This is a genomic window from Nocardiopsis sp. CA-288880, from assembly GCF_050955985.1.
Classification (GTDB): Bacteria; Actinomycetota; Actinomycetes; order Streptosporangiales; family Streptosporangiaceae; genus Nocardiopsis; species Nocardiopsis tropica.
Genome location: NZ_CP192105.1, coordinates 687,543 through 705,024 on the forward strand (window position 1 = coordinate 687,543; position 17,482 = coordinate 705,024).

Annotated in this window: 15 protein-coding genes; 9 read left to right on the top strand and 6 right to left on the bottom strand. The window is 72.4% G+C overall.

The features are described from left to right. Positions 1–68 precede the first annotated feature (68 nt). Positions 69–659 carry an RNA 2',3'-cyclic phosphodiesterase gene (gene thpR / locus ACQPYD_RS03140; protein ID WP_267947954.1) on the top strand — a complete coding sequence of 197 codons (591 nt, stop codon included), beginning with the start codon at positions 69–71 and terminating at the stop codon, positions 657–659. Between the two features lie 266 nt (positions 660–925). On the opposite strand, the gene ACQPYD_RS03145 is transcribed toward thpR, so the two are convergent. Continuing rightward, positions 926–1,651, bottom strand: a complete 726-nt coding sequence (locus tag ACQPYD_RS03145) for a 3-keto-5-aminohexanoate cleavage protein (RefSeq protein WP_267947955.1) — start codon at positions 1,649–1,651, stop codon at positions 926–928. Positions 1,652–1,742: 91 nt separating this feature from the next. Here ACQPYD_RS03145 and ACQPYD_RS03150 point away from each other — a divergent pair, with 91 nt between their 5' ends. Next, positions 1,743–2,810, top strand: coding sequence for a hypothetical protein (locus ACQPYD_RS03150; RefSeq protein ID WP_433699698.1), 1,068 nt, complete (start codon positions 1,743–1,745; stop codon positions 2,808–2,810). A 121-nt stretch (positions 2,811–2,931) separates the two neighbouring features. Here the strand turns inward: ACQPYD_RS03150 and ACQPYD_RS03155 are convergent, their stop codons facing one another. Further along, on the bottom strand, positions 2,932–3,543 hold the full coding sequence (locus tag ACQPYD_RS03155; protein WP_433699699.1) for a CGNR zinc finger domain-containing protein: 612 nt from the start codon (positions 3,541–3,543) through the stop codon (positions 2,932–2,934). 74 nt (positions 3,544–3,617) lie between these two features. On the opposite strand from ACQPYD_RS03155, the gene ACQPYD_RS03160 reads away from it, so the two are divergent. After that, positions 3,618–4,067, top strand: coding sequence for a VOC family protein (locus tag ACQPYD_RS03160; RefSeq protein WP_433699700.1), 450 nt, complete (start codon positions 3,618–3,620; stop codon positions 4,065–4,067). 78 nt (positions 4,068–4,145) lie between these two features. Here the strand turns inward: ACQPYD_RS03160 and ACQPYD_RS03165 are convergent, their stop codons facing one another. Both ACQPYD_RS03165 and serC read right to left on the bottom strand, forming a co-directional pair. Further along, entirely contained in the window at positions 4,146–5,159 is a 1,014-nt protein-coding gene (locus ACQPYD_RS03165) for a glycerophosphodiester phosphodiesterase family protein (protein WP_267947959.1), read from the bottom strand. A gap of 97 nt (positions 5,160–5,256) precedes the next feature. Continuing rightward, complete coding sequence (gene serC / locus ACQPYD_RS03170; protein WP_433699701.1) at positions 5,257–6,381, bottom strand: phosphoserine transaminase; 1,125 nt, start codon at positions 6,379–6,381, stop codon at positions 5,257–5,259. A 583-nt stretch (positions 6,382–6,964) separates the two neighbouring features. Here serC and pdxH point away from each other — a divergent pair. From pdxH to ACQPYD_RS03195, 5 genes are all read left to right on the top strand, one after another. After that, on the top strand, positions 6,965–7,618 hold the full coding sequence (gene pdxH, locus ACQPYD_RS03175) for a pyridoxamine 5'-phosphate oxidase (RefSeq protein WP_433699702.1): 654 nt from the start codon (positions 6,965–6,967) through the stop codon (positions 7,616–7,618). Between the two features lie 391 nt (positions 7,619–8,009). Further along, positions 8,010–8,711 carry a metal-dependent transcriptional regulator gene (locus ACQPYD_RS03180; RefSeq protein WP_344179910.1) on the top strand — a complete coding sequence of 234 codons (702 nt, stop codon included), beginning with the start codon at positions 8,010–8,012 and terminating at the stop codon, positions 8,709–8,711. A gap of 152 nt (positions 8,712–8,863) precedes the next feature. Continuing rightward, complete coding sequence (locus ACQPYD_RS03185) at positions 8,864–11,140, top strand: SpoIIE family protein phosphatase (RefSeq protein WP_433699703.1); 2,277 nt, start codon at positions 8,864–8,866, stop codon at positions 11,138–11,140. A 373-nt stretch (positions 11,141–11,513) separates the two neighbouring features. Further along, a complete protein-coding gene (locus ACQPYD_RS03190; RefSeq protein ID WP_433699704.1) occupies positions 11,514–12,353 on the top strand; it encodes an NPP1 family protein in 840 nt (279 codons plus the stop codon). A gap of 53 nt (positions 12,354–12,406) precedes the next feature. Beyond that, positions 12,407–13,642 carry an IS701 family transposase gene (locus ACQPYD_RS03195; RefSeq protein WP_433698589.1) on the top strand — a complete coding sequence of 412 codons (1,236 nt, stop codon included), beginning with the start codon at positions 12,407–12,409 and terminating at the stop codon, positions 13,640–13,642. Positions 13,643–13,878: 236 nt separating this feature from the next. Here the strand turns inward: ACQPYD_RS03195 and ACQPYD_RS03200 are convergent, their stop codons facing one another. Further along, on the bottom strand, positions 13,879–14,046 hold the full coding sequence (locus tag ACQPYD_RS03200; protein WP_267947966.1) for a hypothetical protein: 168 nt from the start codon (positions 14,044–14,046) through the stop codon (positions 13,879–13,881). Between the two features lie 32 nt (positions 14,047–14,078). Continuing rightward, positions 14,079–15,221, bottom strand: a complete 1,143-nt coding sequence (locus ACQPYD_RS03205) for an acyl-CoA dehydrogenase family protein (RefSeq protein WP_433699705.1) — start codon at positions 15,219–15,221, stop codon at positions 14,079–14,081. Between the two features lie 197 nt (positions 15,222–15,418). On the opposite strand from ACQPYD_RS03205, the gene ACQPYD_RS03210 reads away from it, so the two are divergent. Next, positions 15,419–17,449, top strand: coding sequence for an MDR family MFS transporter (locus ACQPYD_RS03210; RefSeq protein WP_433699706.1), 2,031 nt, complete (start codon positions 15,419–15,421; stop codon positions 17,447–17,449). Positions 17,450–17,482 lie beyond the last annotated feature (33 nt).

The following is a 17,482-nucleotide window of genomic DNA, read 5'->3' on the forward strand; positions in this document are numbered from 1 at the left end:
TGCGGCGGGGACCCGCAGACCCTACTCCCCGGGATGCGGACGTGAACACGGGAGGGAAGGATGGGGGGATGAGACTGTTCGTTGCCCTGGCGCCTCCCCCGGACGTGGTGGAGACGGTGCGCGAGGCCGTCGACCGGGGGCGCAGGCACACCCCCGACCTGCGGTGGACGCCTCCCGGTGAATGGCACCTGACCCTGCTCTTCCTCGGCCGGGTCGACGACGACCTGCTGCCCGGCCTCACCGGGGCGCTCGGGCGGGTGGCCCGCAACCGGCGGCCCCTGGAGCTCGCGGCGCGCGGCTGGGGCACCTTCCCGCGCAGCAACGCCCGGACCTCCGTGCTGTGGGCCGGCGTCAACGGCGACACCCAGGCGCTCGGCATCCTCGTCGGCCGGCTGAGGGCCGCCGCCGACCGGATCGGGATCGAGGTGGACCACCGCCCGTACGTGCCGCACATCACGGTCGCCCGCAGCCGCCCCGCGCGGGACCTCTCCGGCACCGTCCACTCCCTCGGAACCCTGCGCAGCCGCAGGTGGGAGGCGCAGGAGATGCACCTGGTGGAGAGCCGGCCCGAGTCGGCGGACCGCTACCGGACCGTCCGGACCTGGGCGTTAGGCTGGGAGCCGGATCCCACCCGACCACCGGAGCGCAGCACGTCATGAGCATGCTCACCAACAACCGCAAGCAGCGGTGGCTGCTGCCCGTGGTCCTCGGCTCCATCATGCTGATCGTGGTCCTGGGCGCCCTCCTCGGCTGAGCCCCGCCCGACCGGCGGCGTCCCCCGTGCGCGACGGGGCGTCCCGTGCCGCCCTGTCCACCCCACCCCACTCCTGATGATCTTGTACTTATAGACGGTTTCGGCGCCCAACCTCGCTATAAGTACAAGATCATCGGGGTGGCGGACGGGCTCGGGCGGGCCCGGCCGGGGTCAGGCGGCCGCGGCGGCCAGGCTCGCGGCGTGCGCCACCAGCGCCGCGTTGTCGTACGCCTCCGTGCCGTCCGGGAGGCGCATGGTGTCCTCCAGACCGATCCGGAGGTCGTGGCCCGAGGCCACGGCGGCCTCCAGCATCGGCCACGCGGTCGCGTCCGTCCCGTGCAGCATCCGGGGGGCGCCCACCCGCGCCCGGTCCAGGAGGGAGAGGATCGCGTTCGCGTTGCGCTCGGCGTCCTCCACCGCGACCTGCGTGGGCTCGACCAGGACGGCGGACACCCGCATCTTCGTGGCGACCAGGATCCGGGCCGCCTCCACGGTCCACACGCCCGCCTCCACGTCCACCCTGCGGTCCTCCAGGAGGTGGGCCAGGTCCACCGAACCGGCTTCGTGCAGGTTCAGCGTGACCGAGTCGGGTAACAGCGGGGACGCCCATCTCTGGACCAGGTCGTAGCGGCGCCACGGGTCCGACTCCGCCGACAGCGACGTGGTCAGGGACACCGGGACGTCCGGCCCCTCGGACCGCAGCGCCTCCATCAGCGACGCGACGACCTGCGGTTCCAGCGACTCGGCTCCCCCGGGGTCGCGCGGGTGGACGTGGACGGCGTCCGCGCCGGCGGCCACCACGGCGTGGGCGTCCGCCACCAGCTGGTCGACGGACACGGGCAGGGCGGGGTGCGCACCGGGGCGGCGGTCCCCGTTCAGGCAGGCGACGATCCTCATGGGCTCTCCTCACGGCGCTCCGTAAGCCGAATGTGCCCGTTCACACCCGGGTGCAAGCCACCCCCGCCGCCCCCCTGGCAGGATGTCGTCCATGAGAAGACCGCTCGCGCTGGTCGCGACCGCACTGCTCGCGGCCCTCCCCGCCGCCCCGGCGTCGGCCTCCCCCGAGGACCCGGGCGCGCCGAGCGGCGGGGTCGACTACCCGAGGGGCGGGGAGGGACCGGAGGGCTCGGAGGTGGCGTTCGAGTTCCAGGACGCGAGGATCTCCGAGTCCAGCGGCATCGCGCCCTCCGCGCTGCACGAGGGCGTGTGGTGGACGCACAACGACAGCGGCGAGCACCCGAGCGAGGTGTACGCGGTCGACGGGGACGGGCAGACGCTCGCCACGTTCTCCCTGGGCCTGGAGCGGCGCGACTGGGAGGCGGTCGCCGTCGCGGAGGGGCCCGACGGGGAGCCCGCGGTCTTCGTGGCCGACATCGGCGACAACTTCGGCGGCAGCTGGGCCGAGTACAGGGTGTACCGGTTCCCGGAACCGGCGGTCCTCGCCGACGGGGCGGTCGAGCCGGTGACGCTCGCCTTCACGTACGCGGACGGCGGCCGGGACGCGGAGTCGATGATGATCGACCCCCGCGACGGGCGCGTGTACGTGGTGTCCAAGGAGTTCTCCGGCGGCCTCTACGCGGCCCCCGGGGCCCTGGACCCCGAGGGCGCGAACGTCCTGGAGCGGATCGACTCCGCGCCGCTGTTCGCCACCGACGCCGCGTTCGGCCCGGACGGCACCCGTTACGTGATCCGCACCTACTGGGGCGCCACGGTCTACGACTCCACCGACGGGGTGCCCGGGCGGCCGATCGGCTCCTTCGACCTGCCCGAGTCCGACCAGGGCGAGTCGGTGGCGTTCACCCCCGACGGGACCGCGCTCATGGCGGGCACCGAGGGGCCGCACGCCCCCGTGTGGCGGATCCCCCTGGAGGACCGGTACCTGACCGACGAACCGGTGGAGGTCGAGGCGGAGGCCGCGCCCTCCGACGGGGAGGACGGCGGTACCGCGGCGGAGGGCGGCGGCGGGGGCGGGAGCGCGCTGCCGTTCATCCTGGGCGGGGCCGGCGTCGCGGCCGTGCTCATCGCCGGGATCGTCCTGCTCGCCCGGCGGGGCTGACGCCCGGCCCCGGGACGCGGCGGGGACGTCGCACCCGCACGGCCACCGGAACCGGGGCCCCGCCCGCGGCGGTCCCCGCCGCCGGTCCCCCCGCGGACGCGGAACCGCGGCGGCCGCGCGGTCACGGCGGGCCCTCCGCCTCCTCCCTGCGGGCGCGCAGCGCCCGGACCTTCTGGCGGTTGCCGCAGCGCTCCATCGAGCACCAGCGCCGCCGGCCCGGGCGCGAGGTGTCCACGAAGACCAGACGGCAGTCGTGGGAGCCGCACTCGCGGATCCGGTCGGCGTGGTCGCCGGTGAACAGGTCGACCGCGTCGCGGGCGATGGTGGACAGGACGGCGGTCGCACCGGCCGGCTGGACCCAGGACCGGCCCGCGCCGGCGTCCATGGCCGGGACCAGGGGAGGGCGGGACGCGGCCAGGTTGACCTCGGCGACGTCCTCCGGCGGGAGGGGGCGGCCGCCCGTGCGCGCGTCGGCCAGGCGCCAGAGCGAGTCGCGCAGGCGCCGTGCGGCGCCGAGTTCCGCCTCGGTGACCCCGATCAGCTCCGGGTCCAGGCGCAGCCGGGACAGGGCGAGCCAGTCGGCGAGGTCCCGGGGCCGGTGGAGGATCTCGTAGTGCGCGTACGCGCCGGGGGCGCCGGTGACGAGCAGTTCCAGGCACAGGGCGCCGGGGTCGAAGACGAAGGGGGAGCCGTGCAGGGGGCGCATCGGCAAGCCTGTTGTGTCCCGGGTCATGTAACCACTATAACTGGAATCAAGGGTCGGGGCCATGTCCGGAAGGTCCCGCCACAGAGCCGAGGAGAACCCCGATGGCAGTCGAATGGCAGCTCGTGGTGGACTGCGCTGACCCCGTCGCCCTCTCGCTGTTCTGGGCGCAGGCGATGGAGTACGAGCCCGAGGACAACACCGTGCTCATCGACCGCCTGCTGGCGGAGGGGCTCGTGAAGGAGGAGGACCTCCGGGAGGTGGACGGGCGCAAGGTCTTCGCCACGGTCGTCGCCATCCGCCACCCCGGCGACCCGGTGGACGGCAGCACCGGCATCGGGCTGGGGCGGCGCGTGCTCTTCCAGGTCGTGCCGGAGTCCAAGACCGTGAAGAACCGCCTGCACGTCGACCTGAAGGTGGGGGCCGCGCGCCGGGCCGACACGGTCAGGCGGCTGGAGGGCCTGGGGGCGACCTACGTGCGGGCCGTGGACGAGCCCGGGGCCTCGCACGTCACCATGCGGGACCCCGAGGGGAACGAGTTCGACGTGCAGTGAGGCCCGCCCGGGGCCGGGCGGCGGCGCGCCTCCCGCGACACGGGGGCCGGCGCCGGAGCGGCCCGGCGGCCGCGGCCCTCAGTCCTCGACGGGCTGGGGGTCGAGGAAGTGCTCGCGCGCCAGGAACGCGTGCCGGGAGAAGTCGGTGAACACGCCGTCCACGCCGAGCTCGAAGAACGCCTCGTACTCGGCGGCGAAGCCCCCGTAGTCGCTCGGCCCGCGGTCCGAGCGCAGGTCGGGGGGCAGGAAGTGGTTCTCGCTGCGGAACGTGTACGGGTGCACGAGCAGCCCGGCCGCGTGCGCGTTCTCGACGAGGTCGGTGGGCTCCCCGAGGTTGCCGTCCTCGTCGGTGGGGATGACCAGGCCCTTCGCGGGGCCGATGGCCCGGGCGAAGGCCGCGACCTCGGCCAGGCCCTCCGGGGTCGTGTAGTGCAGCCAGCGGTCCTCGGTGCCGAGCAGGAACACCAGCGGGAGCTCCGTCCCGGCGAGCTTGCGCAGGCTCTCGGCCTCGAAGGACTGGAGGAACACCGGCAGGGCCGGCTCGGGGCCGGTCAGCCCCGCCTCGCGCAGGGCCCCGATCAGGGCCGGCTCCAGCTCCAGGCCCTGGGCGGCGTGGTACGCGGGGTGCTTGGTCTCGGGGTAGATCCCGATCGGCCGCCCCAGCTCCTCGGTGAGCGAGAAGGCCAGCCCGATCACCTCGTCCAGGGTCGGGATCCCGTAGTCGCCGTCCATCAGGGCGTTCATGGCGCGCACGTCCCGCATGCGCTCCACGGCGCGCAGGGTCCGGATCTCCTCCAGGGTGAAGTCCTGGGCGAAGAACCCGGTGGTCTCGCGCCCGTCCACGGTCCGGGTGGTGCGCCGGTCGGCGAACTCCGGGCGCTCGCCCACGTCCGTGGTGCCGCCGATCTCCTGCTCGTGGCGGCAGATCAGCTTCCCGTCCCGGGTGGCGACCAGGTCGATCTCGATGAAGTCGCCGCCGTACCGGGCGCCCAGCTCGTAGGAGGCCAGCGTGTGCTCGGGACGGTGCCCCGACGCACCCCGGTGGGAGATGATCTTGATGGGGATTTCCTGCTTGTTCTTGTTCCTGCGCACAGCCGAACCGTCCTGAGAAGCCGAGATGCCGGGAAAGAGGGAGGCCGACCCGCGGGAACACGGGTCGGCCACCATTGTGCAACGTGGGGCGAACGGGTCAGGACAGCTCGGTGAGCACGTGGTCCACGCACGCGGTGAGCGCCTGGACGTCGCTCGGCTCGACGGCCGGGAACATGGCCACGCGCAGCTGGTTGCGGCCGAGCTTGCGGTACGGCTCGGTGTCGACGACGCCGTTGGCGCGCAGGACCCTCGCGACGGCGGCGGCGTCGACGTCGTCGCTGAAGTCGATGGTGCCGACCACCTGGGAGCGCTTGGCCGGGTCGGTCACGAACGGGGTCGCGACCGGGGACTTCTCGGCCCAGTCGTAGAGGATGGAGGAGGACTCGGCGGTGCGCGCCACCGTCCACTCCAGCCCGCCGCGCGTGTTCATCCACTCCAGCTGCTCGGCGAGAAGCAGCAGCGTGGCCACGGCCGGGGTGTTGTACGTCTGGTCCTTGCGGGAGTTGTCCACCGCGGTGGTCAGCGAGAAGAACTCGGGGATGTACCGGCCGCTCGCGGCGATCTCGTCCACCCGGGCCAGGGCGCGGGGCGACATGACCGCCAGCCACAGCCCGCCGTCGGCGGCGAAGCTCTTCTGCGGGGCGAAGTAGTAGACGTCCGTCTCGGTGATGTCGACGGGCAGGCCGCCCGCCCCGCTGGTGGCGTCCACCAGGACGAGCGCGTCGTCGTCGGCGCCCGCGACCCGCGCGATGGGGGCGGCCACGCCGGTGGACGTCTCGTTGTGGGTGAGGGCGTACACGTCCACACCGGCCTCGGCGACGGGCTCGCCGTGGCTGCCGGGGTCGGTGCTGATGACGGTGGGCTCCTCCAGCCACGGGGCGCCCCCGGCGACCTTCGCGAACTTGCCGGAGAACTCGCCGAAGGACAGGTGCTGGGACCTGGAGCGCAGCAGGCCGTGCGCGGCGATGTCCCAGAAGGCGGTGGTCCCGCCGTTGCCGAGGACGACCTCGTACCCGTCGGGCAGGGAGAAGAGGTCGCTCACGCCGGCGCGCACCCGGGAGACCAGGGACTTGACCGGCTTCTGCCGGTGGGAGGTCCCCATGTAGCGGGAGCCGGAGGAGGCCAGGGCCTCCAGCTGCGCGGGGCGCACTTTGGACGGGCCGCTGCCGAAACGGCCGTCGGCGGGCAGCAGGTTCGCGGGGATCTGAATCTCGTCGGTCACGGTCCCCAGGGTAGTGGTGGGAGCGGTGACGCAGCCGGTCAGGGCCGCCGTTCCCGGCGTGCATGCGCGTGACCGGAGGATCGAATTGTCACATTCTCAGAAGTTCTGGCCGGTATGGGCCAGTGGCAATTCCGCCAAAACGGATGAATCTTCCGGCGCCTTTGTTGTCTAATGAGCACCAGCTTCGGGGGGAGTGACGGGACCGGCACGAGCCGTGAAGGGGTTTTCGCGAGTGGTTGACGACGAGTCCGGCGACCGGACCGCCGCCCCCGGACCGCCGCCCCCGGGGCGCCGCCCCGCTTCCTGGCCGTCTTCGACGCGCTGCGGGCCCGTCCCCCGCGCCGCAGGCACACCCTCCTGGCCCGCATGGAGCGCCGCGTGGCCCGCCGGCTCCCCGCGGACAAGCACGACGGCCTCCCCGGTCCTGGTGGGACCCGACTCGGGCGGGGACCGCCAGCACGTCATCCACAGGTGCGGCATGAGCAGCGCGGACCTCCCCCCGGCCGACCCCGGCTGCGTATGAGGGGGCGCGGGGGGCGGGGCGGGGTGGCGCGGGACCGCCCGACGCGAGAAGATGCCCGTTGTGGACCACCGAAACCCCGCCGAACTGCGGAAACCGTACACGGGTGAACCCCTGGTGCGCTCCTCCCTCGCCGCCCATCCGATGACGCAGTTCCACCTGTGGTTCGAGGAGGCCTACGAGTCGGGGCTGGCCGAGCCCAACGCCATGGTCCTGGCCTCCGTCGAGCCCTCGGGGATGCCCAGGGCCAGGACGGTGCTGCTGAAGGGCTACGACAGGACCGGGCTGCGCTTCTTCACCAACTACACCTCCAGGAAGGGGGAGGCGCTGGACGCGGACCCCCGCGCCGGCCTCCTCTTCCCCTGGCACGCCATCCGCCGGCAGGTCCTGGTGGCCGGGCGGGTCGAACGGCTCTCCGACGCGGAGAACGACCGCTACTTCGCCACACGGCCGCGCGGCTCGCAGCTCGGGGCCTGGGCCAGCGAGCGCCAGTCCCGGACCGTGGAGGACCGCGCCGAGCTCGACCGCCTGTACCGGGGCTTCGAGACGGTGTGGGCCGAGGACGAGGAGGTCCCCAGGCCCTCCTACTGGGGCGGCTACCGCCTCGTCCCGGAGGAGGTCGAGTTCTGGCAGGGCGGCCCGGACCGCATGCACGACCGGTTCCGCTACCTGCGCGGCGACGGGGACGCGTGGGAGGTCGACCGCCTGTCCCCCTGAACCCCGCCGGGGAGGGGCCGGTGCGGGCGCCCCCGGGGTGATCCCCGTCGCCTCCGGCACGCGCCCCGGGCCCGTGTGGCGCCGGAGCGCGCTCCGCAAGGGTCCGTCGGGCATTCCTCCAGGGGCGAACGGCCCGGAGGGGCCGGGACCAGCGACTCCTGCGCCGAGGGGCGGACGCCGCCCCTCCGCTGTCCACATTGTGGGACGGTGGAGAAATTCGGGCTCGCCGATGCGCGATATGCTTGCCGTATCGGTGGTCGCTCCCGCGGTCCTGCGGACGCCCCGGTCCCCACTCGGCCCCTGGGAATCACGTGGTCCCGGCCTGTGTTGTGAGAGACCTGCCGTGCCCGCCGCGACCGCGCGTCGGGCGCAGAGCCTTGGGAGGGGAGACTTGACCGCACACGGGCTGATCGACACCACGGAGATGTACCTCCGGACGGTTTTCGAGCTCGAGGAGGAGGGCATCGTCCCGCTTCGGGCGCGTATCGCCGAGCGCCTGCACCAGAGCGGCCCCACGGTCAGCCAGACGGTGGCCCGCATGGAGCGCGACGGTCTGCTGCGGGTCGAGAACGACAGGCACCTCGTCATGACGGCCGAGGGCCGTCGACTGGCCACGCACGTCATGCGCAAGCACCGGCTCGCCGAGCGCCTGCTCGTCGACGTCATCGGGCTGCCCTGGGAGGACGTGCACATCGAGGCCTGCCGCTGGGAGCACGTGATCTCCGAGGCGGTGGAGGAGCGCCTCGTGACGCTGCTCAACGCCCCCTCGGTGTGCCCCCACGGCAACCCGATCCCGGGCCTGGACGAGCTCGGCCTGGAGAACTACTCGCCCGAGCCCTTCACCGACGACTCGATCGTTCCGATGATCGACGTCGCGGGCAACAGCGAGACGACCGTGACGGTACGGCGCATCAGCGAGCAGATCCAGTCGGACGCCGACATCATGCTCACCTTGCGCGAATCCGGGGTACAACCCGGGCAGGAAGTGGTGCTCAGGGCCTCCGACGGGGGCGTCCACGTGATCGGTGGCGAGTCCGAGGGGACCGACCTCTCCGAGGTCGTCGCCGGACACATCTTCGTCGCCAAGCCGTGAACCACGCGAACACGTTGATTGGTTGCTCATCGGGATTGTCACATTGCGCTGCGGGAACGTTGACGGTGTTGCTACGCTCGCCCCAAGGTGCGGTCGTTCGGGGTACCCGGAGCGGGCATGTATGCAGCTCATGACGGCGAGGTGGCGGCTAGATGACACGGTGGGGTGAGCCCTTCCGGGAGAGCGGCGCGCTGGCCACGGCCGCTGTGGTGGACCAGGCGCAGATCGCCATCGTCGTCATCGACAGGGCCAGCCTGCTGCGCTACTGGAACCCCTTCGCCCGCGAGCTCTTCGGGTTCGTCGGCGGCCGGGACTACGTCGGCCTCTCCCTCCTCGACATCGGCATCCACGAGTCGGACCGCGAGCACGCCTCCCAGCTGGCCCGCCGCGTCCTGCGCGGCGAGCACTGGGAGGGCACGTTCGCCGTCCTCAAGGGCGACTCCACGTGGATCCACGTGCGCGCCCAGGCCGTGCCGATGCGCGACGAGTCCGGCGAGATCGACGGCATCACCCTCATCGCCCGCGAGGCCCTGCGCAGCGGCCGAGTGGAGGAGCAGTACGGACTGCTCGAACGCATCGGCAGCCGCCTGGCCAGCTCCCTGGAGTTCGACTCCACGGTCAAGGGCGTCGCGGGCATCCTGGTGCCGCAGTTCGCCGACCACTGCTTCATCGACCTCTACGACCACGACCGCCTGGTCAGACAGGTGTCGGTGCACGCCGAGGGGTGGACGCCGCCGCCCCGCACGTGGTTCGAGGTCGGCGACGAGGTCCGCTACCCCGAACGCCACTTCGTCACCCAGGCGCTGCGTCGGATGGAGACCGTCGTCAGCAGCGACTACCTGTTCGAGAACTCTCCCAGCACCCGCTCCGACACCGTCTCCCGGCAGGTCGGCGTCACCTCCGCCATCGCCGCCCCCCTGCGGGCACGCGGCGAGGTCCTCGGCGTGCTCACCCTGGCGCTCTCGGGGCTCTCCCCCCGCCAGAAGAGCACCTACGGCGGGTTCGACCGCGACCTCGTCGGCGCCATCGCCTCCCGGGTGGCCCTGACCATCGACAACGCGCGCCTGTTCGAGGAGGAGCGCAGCACCGCCCTCGCCTTCCAGCGGAGCCTGCTCCCGCACCACTTCCCGCACCTGGACGGGCTGACCATCGCCCACCGCTACCAGCCCGCCGGGCCCCTCCAGGCGCACGGTTACGGTGTGCAGACCCAGGTCGGCGGCGACTTCTACGACGCCATCCCGCTCTCCGCGGGACGCGTCGGGCTGGTCATCGGCGACGTGGAGGGCCGCGGTCCGCACGCCGCCGCGGTCATGGGGCAGCTGCGCGCCGCCCTGAGGGCCTTCGCCCAGGCCGACCGCGAGCCCGCGGACATCCTCCGCGAACTCGACGAGTGGGTCCGCCAGCTCGGCCAGCCGGACGAGGACGGCGGCGGCACCTGGATCCCCAGCGTCAGCTGCCTGTACATGGTCTACGACGCGTGGTCGCGCGAGCTGTCCTACGCCAACGCCGGGCACGCCACACCGCTGCTGGTCACCTCCGACTCGGTCGACAAGCTCGACCTGGCGGCGGCCGACCGCATGCTGGGCGTGCGGGCCAAGGGCGGGGCGGCCGAGGACGTCGTCTACCACCAGGCCGAACTGCGGCTCCCGCTCGGCGCGACCCTGGTCATGTACACCGACGGGCTCGTGGACCGGCACCCGGTCGGCGGCTCGCCCGACCCCGAGCGCGCCCTGGCCAGGCTGGCCGAGCGGGTCTCCGAGGTCGCGGACAAGGACGTCGACGAGATCGCCGAGGCGGCCCTGCACAGCGTCCCCGGCGAGCTGGACGACGACACCGCGCTGCTGGTCGTGCGCACCCACTCCGACGCACTGGCCCTGCGCGAGGGCTGGTTCCCCTCGGAGGCCTCCACCGTGGGCGAGGCGCGCCACCTGGCGGCCAAGACCTTCGAGGAGTGGGGGATGGACCGCGACCAGTCCGAGCTGGCCTGCCTGCTGGTCTCGGAGATCGTCACCAACGTCGTCATCCACGCGACCCCCCACCCCGTGCACCGCGAGTTCACCGGCAACGGGGTCCTGGACTCGGAGACGCCCCTCGGCGCGGGCCCGGCGGCGGACGAGTTCGACGAGGACTGGACGGACCTGCTGGAGGCGGCGGCCGAGGAGGACGACGAGCCCGCCGAGGACGCCGCCGACAAGGAGTTCCTGCTCCGGCTGCGGCGCGGCGCCTCCGCCGTGTGGGTGGAGGTCTTCGACCACGACCTGCGCCTGCCCCGCATCCGCAGCGCGGCCGCCGACGACGAGGGCGGTCGCGGCCTCTACCTGGTGGAGCAGCTGGCGAGCCGGTGGGGGTCCCGTCCCACGCCGGACGGCAAGGCGGTCTGGTTCGAGATGCCGATGCACGGTGAGGACGAGGAGGGCTCGCAGGGCTGAGCCCTCCCGCGGGCCGCGGCGGCCGGTCCCGTCGGCCGCCCGGCCCCGTGACGCGCGGGCCCCGTGCGTCCCAGCGGCTCCGCGGACCCCTGCGGCCCCCGCCCCTTCCGCCGCCTCCCGGCCGCGGCGGGCACGGCTCCTTCCGGTCGTCCCCGCCGTGCGGTCGGCCGGGCGTCGAATTCCCGGCGAACAAGGCGTTCTCCGCCCTGCCCTTCTTGTCGTGGACGACCATCGCGGTTAATTTGTCCGACGACAACAGAAGAAGATGCACCGATTCCCGGGCAGGGAGTGGAGGACATCGATGGAAGAAGCAGAAGTGGTTCCCCTTGCCAATTCTGCAGGTCCCAGAATCGCCGAGTCCGCCCGGAGGGGCGTGGGTCCCCGTTCCCCACGCGTCCCGGCGGACCGCGGGGCTCCCTCCCCCGCCCCGGGGGCCGGAGCCGCGAGGAGGGCGGGCCGCCGTGTCCCGCGCCTGGCCCTCCGCGCCCTCGTCGGGGCCCTGGCGCTGGTCGTCGCGCTCCCGGCCCACGCCTTCGCGGCGCCGCCCCCCGCGCTTCCGGCGAGCCACGCGGAGGCGGACGGGAAATGGCAGCCCGCCTTCGACTACGACACCGACGGCTGCTATTCGTCCCCCGCCATCGGATCGGACGGGACCATCGCCGAGGGGCTGAAGACCTCCGGCGCCCTGAACGGCAACTGCCGTGACCGCTCCGACCTCGACAACACGAACTCGTATTCGCGCTCCAAGTGCGACGCGAGCGGATGGTGCGCGTACATGTACGCGCTCTACTTCGAGAAGGACCAGACCGTCCACGGCTGCTGCGGGCACCGGCACGACCTCGAACACGTCGTGGTGTGGGTGCTCGACGACGAGGCACGGTACGTCTCGGCGTCGGCGCACGGCGACTACGACACGAGGCCGGCGTCCGAGGTGCTGTGGGAGGGCACCCACCCCAAGATCGTCTACCACAAGGACGGCGCCTCCACCCACGCCTTCCGTTTCGCGGCCGGGCACGACGACCCGCCGGAGAACCACTACGGCGTGTGGCAGTACCCGCCCCTGGTGAGCTGGGACCACTACCCTCCGGGCATCCGGGAGGCGTTCACGTCGGCGGACTACGGGAGCGCGCAGCTCGACCTCAGGGACGGCTCGTTCCCGGGGGCGCTGGCCAGGGCGCGGCCCGACGGCATCGAGTTCGACCCCTACGCCTAGTAGTACTTCGTTAAGTATCTGTTTTCTCGGCTCGGTTCCGCCATCATGGACGCGTGGATCTGGCCGCTGTAGAAGAGCTGCGCGAGGACCTCGACGCGTTCTGCGCCGAGGTCTTCGCGTCCATCCCCCGCAAGGACTCCCGGGCCTGGGGCAGCTGCTACCTGCGCGGTCTGATGCTGGACGGGCGGCGCAAGTCCATCCAGCCCATGGCCGAGCGCCTCCCGGACGGCAACATGCAGGCCCTGCAGCAGTTCGTGGGCCAGTCCCCGTGGGAGCACACCCCCGTCCAACGACGCCTGGCCACCAAGGTGAGTGAGGCGATCACCCCGGATGCGTGGGTGATCGACGACTCGGGCCTGCCCAAAGCGGGCACCGAGTCGGTGGGGGCGGCCCACCAGTGGTGCGGGGCCCTGGGCAAGCAGGCGGTGTGCCAGAGCGCGGTGAGCCTGCACGCGGTCACCGATGCCGCCTCGGTGCCGCTGAACTGGCGGCTCTACCTGCCCCAGGACTGGGCCGATGCCGCCGATGAGCGCCGGGTCAAGACCGGGGTGCCCGACCGGGTCGGCCACCGGGAGAAATGGCGGCTGGCCCTGGACATGGTCGATGAGGCCCGCTCCTGGGGGCTGGCCGACCGGGTGGTGGTGGCCGATGCCGGCTACGGGCAGATCCACGGCTTGCGCCACGGGTTGGCCGAGCGGGGCCTGGACTACGTGGTCGCGGTGCGCGGTGATCTGAACGCCCATCCCGGTGGGGCGGTGCCCCGGGCGCCCGATCGGTCCGGGCCGGGGCCGCGTCTGCCGCGCTACCGGACCCCGGCCCGCTCGTTGAAGGACCTGGCCCTGGAACAGGGGCGCGCCGCGTTGCGTCGGTGTACGTGGCGGCAGGGGTCCCGTGGGGCGATGCGGGGCCGTTTCCTGGTCATGGACGTGCGCTTGGCGGGTAAGTCCGCCCGCCAAGCGGCTCTGGACCGTGCGGGCGGGCGCTCGACGTGGGACGGGGTGCTGCCGGTCGAGACGCTGATCGCCGAGTGGCCGCCCCATGGGGAGGCGCCCACGGACTACTGGCTGTCCAGCCTGTCTGCCGGGACCGTGTTGCGGCAGCTGGTGCGGTTGGCGAAGATCCGGTGGCGGATCGAGCACGACTACCGCGAGCTCAAGCACGGCCTGGGGTTGGACCACTACGAGGGGCGGACCTGGCGGGGCTGGCATCACCATGTCACGCTGGTCAGCGCGGCGCAGGCGTTCCTGACCCTGCGAAGACTCGACCCAAAAGGGTCGACGTCGGTCTGAGTCTGTACCAGGTGTTGGAGGAGCTCCAACGGGTGCTGCTGTGCTGGACCGGCGTGTGTCACACCTGCCGTAGGCCCCTTGCGCAGCAGCACCCACCCGACACGAGTTAACGAAGTACTACTAGATCGGCGACGGGAGATGTGTGCCCCGGTCAGCGGTCGTGAGCCACCGACGACCGCTTGACCGGGGCGTCCACCGGCCGGTTGTGCCGGGTCGTGGCGTTCGGCGCGCCGTCCCTACCGCCAGGACCACGCCCAGAGCAGCAGGCACACGAAGACGAAGAAGACCACGATCCCGCTGGTCGCCCAGGGGATGTGGATCCTGGGCCGGAGTCTGCGCACGCCGATCACGAGCAGCACGACCAGCAGGCCCATGACGATGAGGCCGTCCCACGCACCGCTCATGACTGCTCCGACCCTTCCAGGGGGTTGTCAGGTCACAGGCCGAGGCCGCGTCCCACGATCTCCTTCATGATCTCGGTGGTGCCACCGTAGATCGTCTGGACGCGGGTGTCCTGCCAGGCCCGTGCCACGGGGTATTCCATCATGTACCCGTACCCGCCGTGAAGCTGGAGGCACCGGTCCACGGCCCTGTTGCACATCTCGGTGGTCCACCACTTGGCCATGGCGGCGTCCTCGACGGTCAGCTCACCCCGGTTGAGCAGCTGGATGCCCCGATCCACGTAGGTGCGGGCCATGTCGACCTCGGTGGCAATCTCGGCCAGAACAAAACGACTGTTCTGGAACCGCCCAATCGGACGCCCGAAGGCCGTGCGCTCCCGGCAGTACTCGACGGTGTGCTCCAGCACGGCGCCGGCGGAGGCGACCGCGCAGGTGGCGATGGACAGGCGCTCCTGGGGCAGGTTCTCCATGAGGTGGATGAAGCCCTGGCCCTCCGTGCCGATCAGGTTGGCCGCGGGGACGCGCACGTCGTCGAAGAACAGCTCGGCGGTGTCCTGCGCCTTCATGCCGATCTTGTCCAGGTTGCGGCCGCGCTCGAAGCCGGGCATGCCGCGCTCCACCACGACGAGCGAGAAGCCCTGGGCCCCCGCCTCGGGGTCGGTCCGGCAGACCACGATCACCAGGTCGGCGTTGACGCCGTTGGTGATGAAGGTCTTGGAGCCGTTGAGGACGAGGTCGCCGCCGTCGCGCACCGCCGAGGTCCTGATGCCCTGGAGGTCGCTGCCGGTGCCGGGCTCGGTCATGGCGATGGCGGTGATCAGCTCGCCGGAGGCGAAACCGGGCAGCCAGCGGCGCTTCTGCTCGTCGTCGGTCAGGTTCACCATGTACGGCGCCATGACGTCGTTCTGGAGGGTCACGCCGAGGCCGCTGGCGCGGGCCCGGCAGATCTCCTCGTTGACGACGGCGTTGTACCGGTAGTCGTCCAGGCCGGTGCCCCCGTACTCCTCCGGCACGCCGTGGCCGAGGAGCCCCACCTCGCCCGCCCGGGTCCACACCTCGCGCGGGACGATCCCGTCCTCCTCCCACCGCGCGTGGAAGGGAGCGACCTCGCGCTCGAGGAACTCGGCCACCGATGCGCGGAAGAGGTCGTGGTCGGCGTCGAAGAGTTCCCGCTTCATGCTCTGCTCCGGACGTGTCGGGGATCACTGGCTGACGCCACAGTAACCGAACCATATTCGGTTTTGAAGGGGCGGCTCCAAGCCGCGGCAAAGTTCCTGTTCCGGTGGGCGGTTCCCCGCTCACGGGAGCCCCCGGGTTCCTACTGTGGCCGCAGCGGGGCCGTGAGCCGTGCGCGGCCCGACACGGGGGAGAGCCGATGGCGCAGCACGAGGCCGACCACCGGGCACGCAGGGAGCACCGGGGCGGCAGGATCGCGGTGATCATGACCGCGCTGATGCTCACCGTGCTCCTGGCCGCCCTGGACCAGACGATCGTCTCCACCGCGCTGCCGACGATCGTGTCCGAGCTCGGCGGGCTCAACCACCTGTCGTGGGTGATCACCGCCTACCTGCTCGCCGTCACCGCCGTCACCCCGCTGTGGGGCAAGCTCGGCGACCAGTTCGGCCGCAAGCAGCTCTTCCTCCTGTGCATCGGGATCTTCCTGGTCGGCTCCGCCCTGTGCGGCATCGCGCAGGACATGTTCCAGCTCATCGTCTTCCGGGCGGTGCAGGGGCTCGGAGGGGGAGGGCTGATGGTGCTCGCCTCCGCGATCATCGGCGACGTCGTCTCGCCCCGGGAGCGGGGGAAGTACCAGGGGCTGTTCGGCGCCGTCTTCGGCATCTCCAGTGTGGCGGGGCCCCTGCTCGGCGGCCTGTTCGTCGACCACCTGACCTGGCGGTGGGTGTTCTACGTGAACCTCCCCCTCGGGGTCGTCGCGTTCGCCACGGTGCTGGCGGTGCTGCCCGCCAGCACGCCGACCGGTCGCCGCCGGGTCGACTACGCCGGGATCCTCCTGCTGGCCGCCACCGCCGTGTGCCTCACCCTGGTGGCGGCCTGGGGCGGCAGCGTCTACCCGTGGGCCTCGCCCCAGGTCGTGGGGCTCGCCGTCGCGGGCGCCGTCCTCGGGATCGGATGGTGGCTGACCGCGAGGAGGGCGGCCGACCCGGTCATGCCGCTCAGCCTGTTCCGCAACCCGACCATCGTGGTCGCCATGGCCATCGGGTTCTGCGTGGGCTTCGCGATGATGGGGTCGATGGCGTTCCTGCCGCTGTTCCTCCAGATCGTGCACGGCCTGTCCCCGACGGCCTCCGGCCTCCACCTGATCCCGATGGTGCTGGGCATGTTCCTCACCTCGATCACCAGCGGTCGCCTGGTCACCCGCACCGGCCACTACAAGGTCTATCCCGTGGTGGGCATGGCCGTCACCTCGTTCGGGCTGCTGCTCCTCTCCCGCCTGGGCCCGGAGAGCTCGCTCTGGGAGATGGGGTTCTACTTCTTCGTCCTGGGGTTCGGCCTGGGCCTGGTGATGCAGGTCGTGGTCGTGGTCGTGCAGAACGCGGCCGACTACGCGGACCTCGGGGTGGCCACCTCCTCGGCGACGTTCTTCCGGTCGATCGGCGGCTCGTTCGGCACCGCCGTGTTCGGGGCGGTCTTCTCCGGGCAGCTGGCGGCGAACCTGGCGGCCCGCGCCGGGGAGATCCGGCTGCCGCCGGGGGTGGACCCGGCGTCCCTGGAGAGCGACCCCCGCAGTCTGGACCGGCTGCCCCCGGAGGCTCAGGCGTCGTTCCTCCAGGCCTACGCCGACTCCGTGGACACCGTGTTCCTGTGGGCGGTTCCGGTGGCGGCGGCCGGGTTCGTGCTCGCGCTGTTCCTGCGGCAGGTGCCCCTGCGCACCACCGTCGGCTCCGCCGGGCTGGACGAGTCGATCCCGCCCGTCGCCGCGGGGGGCCGCAGCGCGATGGAGCACGTCGAGCGCGAGGTCTACCGCGCCTGCGGCAGGGAGGGCGCGGACGAGATGTACGGGCGCCTGCGCGAGGCGGCGGGGCTGGAGATCTCGCCGCGCGCGTGCTGGGCGCTCAGCCACCTCGGCGTCACCGGGCCGCTCACCGGGGCGGAGCTCGCGCGGATGTCGGGGCTGGGCGAGGACGCCTGGGAGGGTGTGCGCCGGGAGCTGGAGGAGGCCGGATACCTGGCGGGCGGGGGCGGGGCCTGGGAGCTGAACCGGCGCGGGGCGGACGCGGCCAGGCAGGTGTTCGACGCCCAGCGCACCGCGCTGCGCTCGCTGCTGGCCGACTACGGGCCCGGCGAGCACCCGGAGGTGGTCGCCGCCCTGGAGCGGATGACCGCGGACACCCTCGGCGACGAGGGGGACGCCTCGCGCCTCGGCGAGGGGGCCCGCCGGCTGTAGCCGCGCGGGGGCGGGGGCTTGCCGGATCCAGGG

What these genes read in the sequence shown, in the direction of transcription:
- ACQPYD_RS03210 (WP_433699706.1), top strand. Translation starts at nt 15,419, where the DNA reads ATGGCGCAGCACGAGGCCGACCACCGGGCACGCAGGGAGCACCGGGGC.
- ACQPYD_RS03205 (WP_433699705.1), bottom strand. Translation starts at nt 15,221, where the DNA reads ATGAAGCGGGAACTCTTCGACGCCGACCACGACCTCTTCCGCGCATCG.
- ACQPYD_RS03145 (WP_267947955.1), bottom strand. Translation starts at nt 1,651, where the DNA reads ATGAGGATCGTCGCCTGCCTGAACGGGGACCGCCGCCCCGGTGCGCAC.
- thpR (WP_267947954.1), top strand. Translation starts at nt 69, where the DNA reads ATGAGACTGTTCGTTGCCCTGGCGCCTCCCCCGGACGTGGTGGAGACG.
- ACQPYD_RS03150 (WP_433699698.1), top strand. Translation starts at nt 1,743, where the DNA reads ATGAGAAGACCGCTCGCGCTGGTCGCGACCGCACTGCTCGCGGCCCTC.
- ACQPYD_RS03185 (WP_433699703.1), top strand. Translation starts at nt 8,864, where the DNA reads ATGACACGGTGGGGTGAGCCCTTCCGGGAGAGCGGCGCGCTGGCCACG.
- ACQPYD_RS03155 (WP_433699699.1), bottom strand. Translation starts at nt 3,543, where the DNA reads ATGACCCGGGACACAACAGGCTTGCCGATGCGCCCCCTGCACGGCTCC.
- ACQPYD_RS03160 (WP_433699700.1), top strand. Translation starts at nt 3,618, where the DNA reads ATGGCAGTCGAATGGCAGCTCGTGGTGGACTGCGCTGACCCCGTCGCC.
- ACQPYD_RS03200 (WP_267947966.1), bottom strand. Translation starts at nt 14,046, where the DNA reads ATGAGCGGTGCGTGGGACGGCCTCATCGTCATGGGCCTGCTGGTCGTG.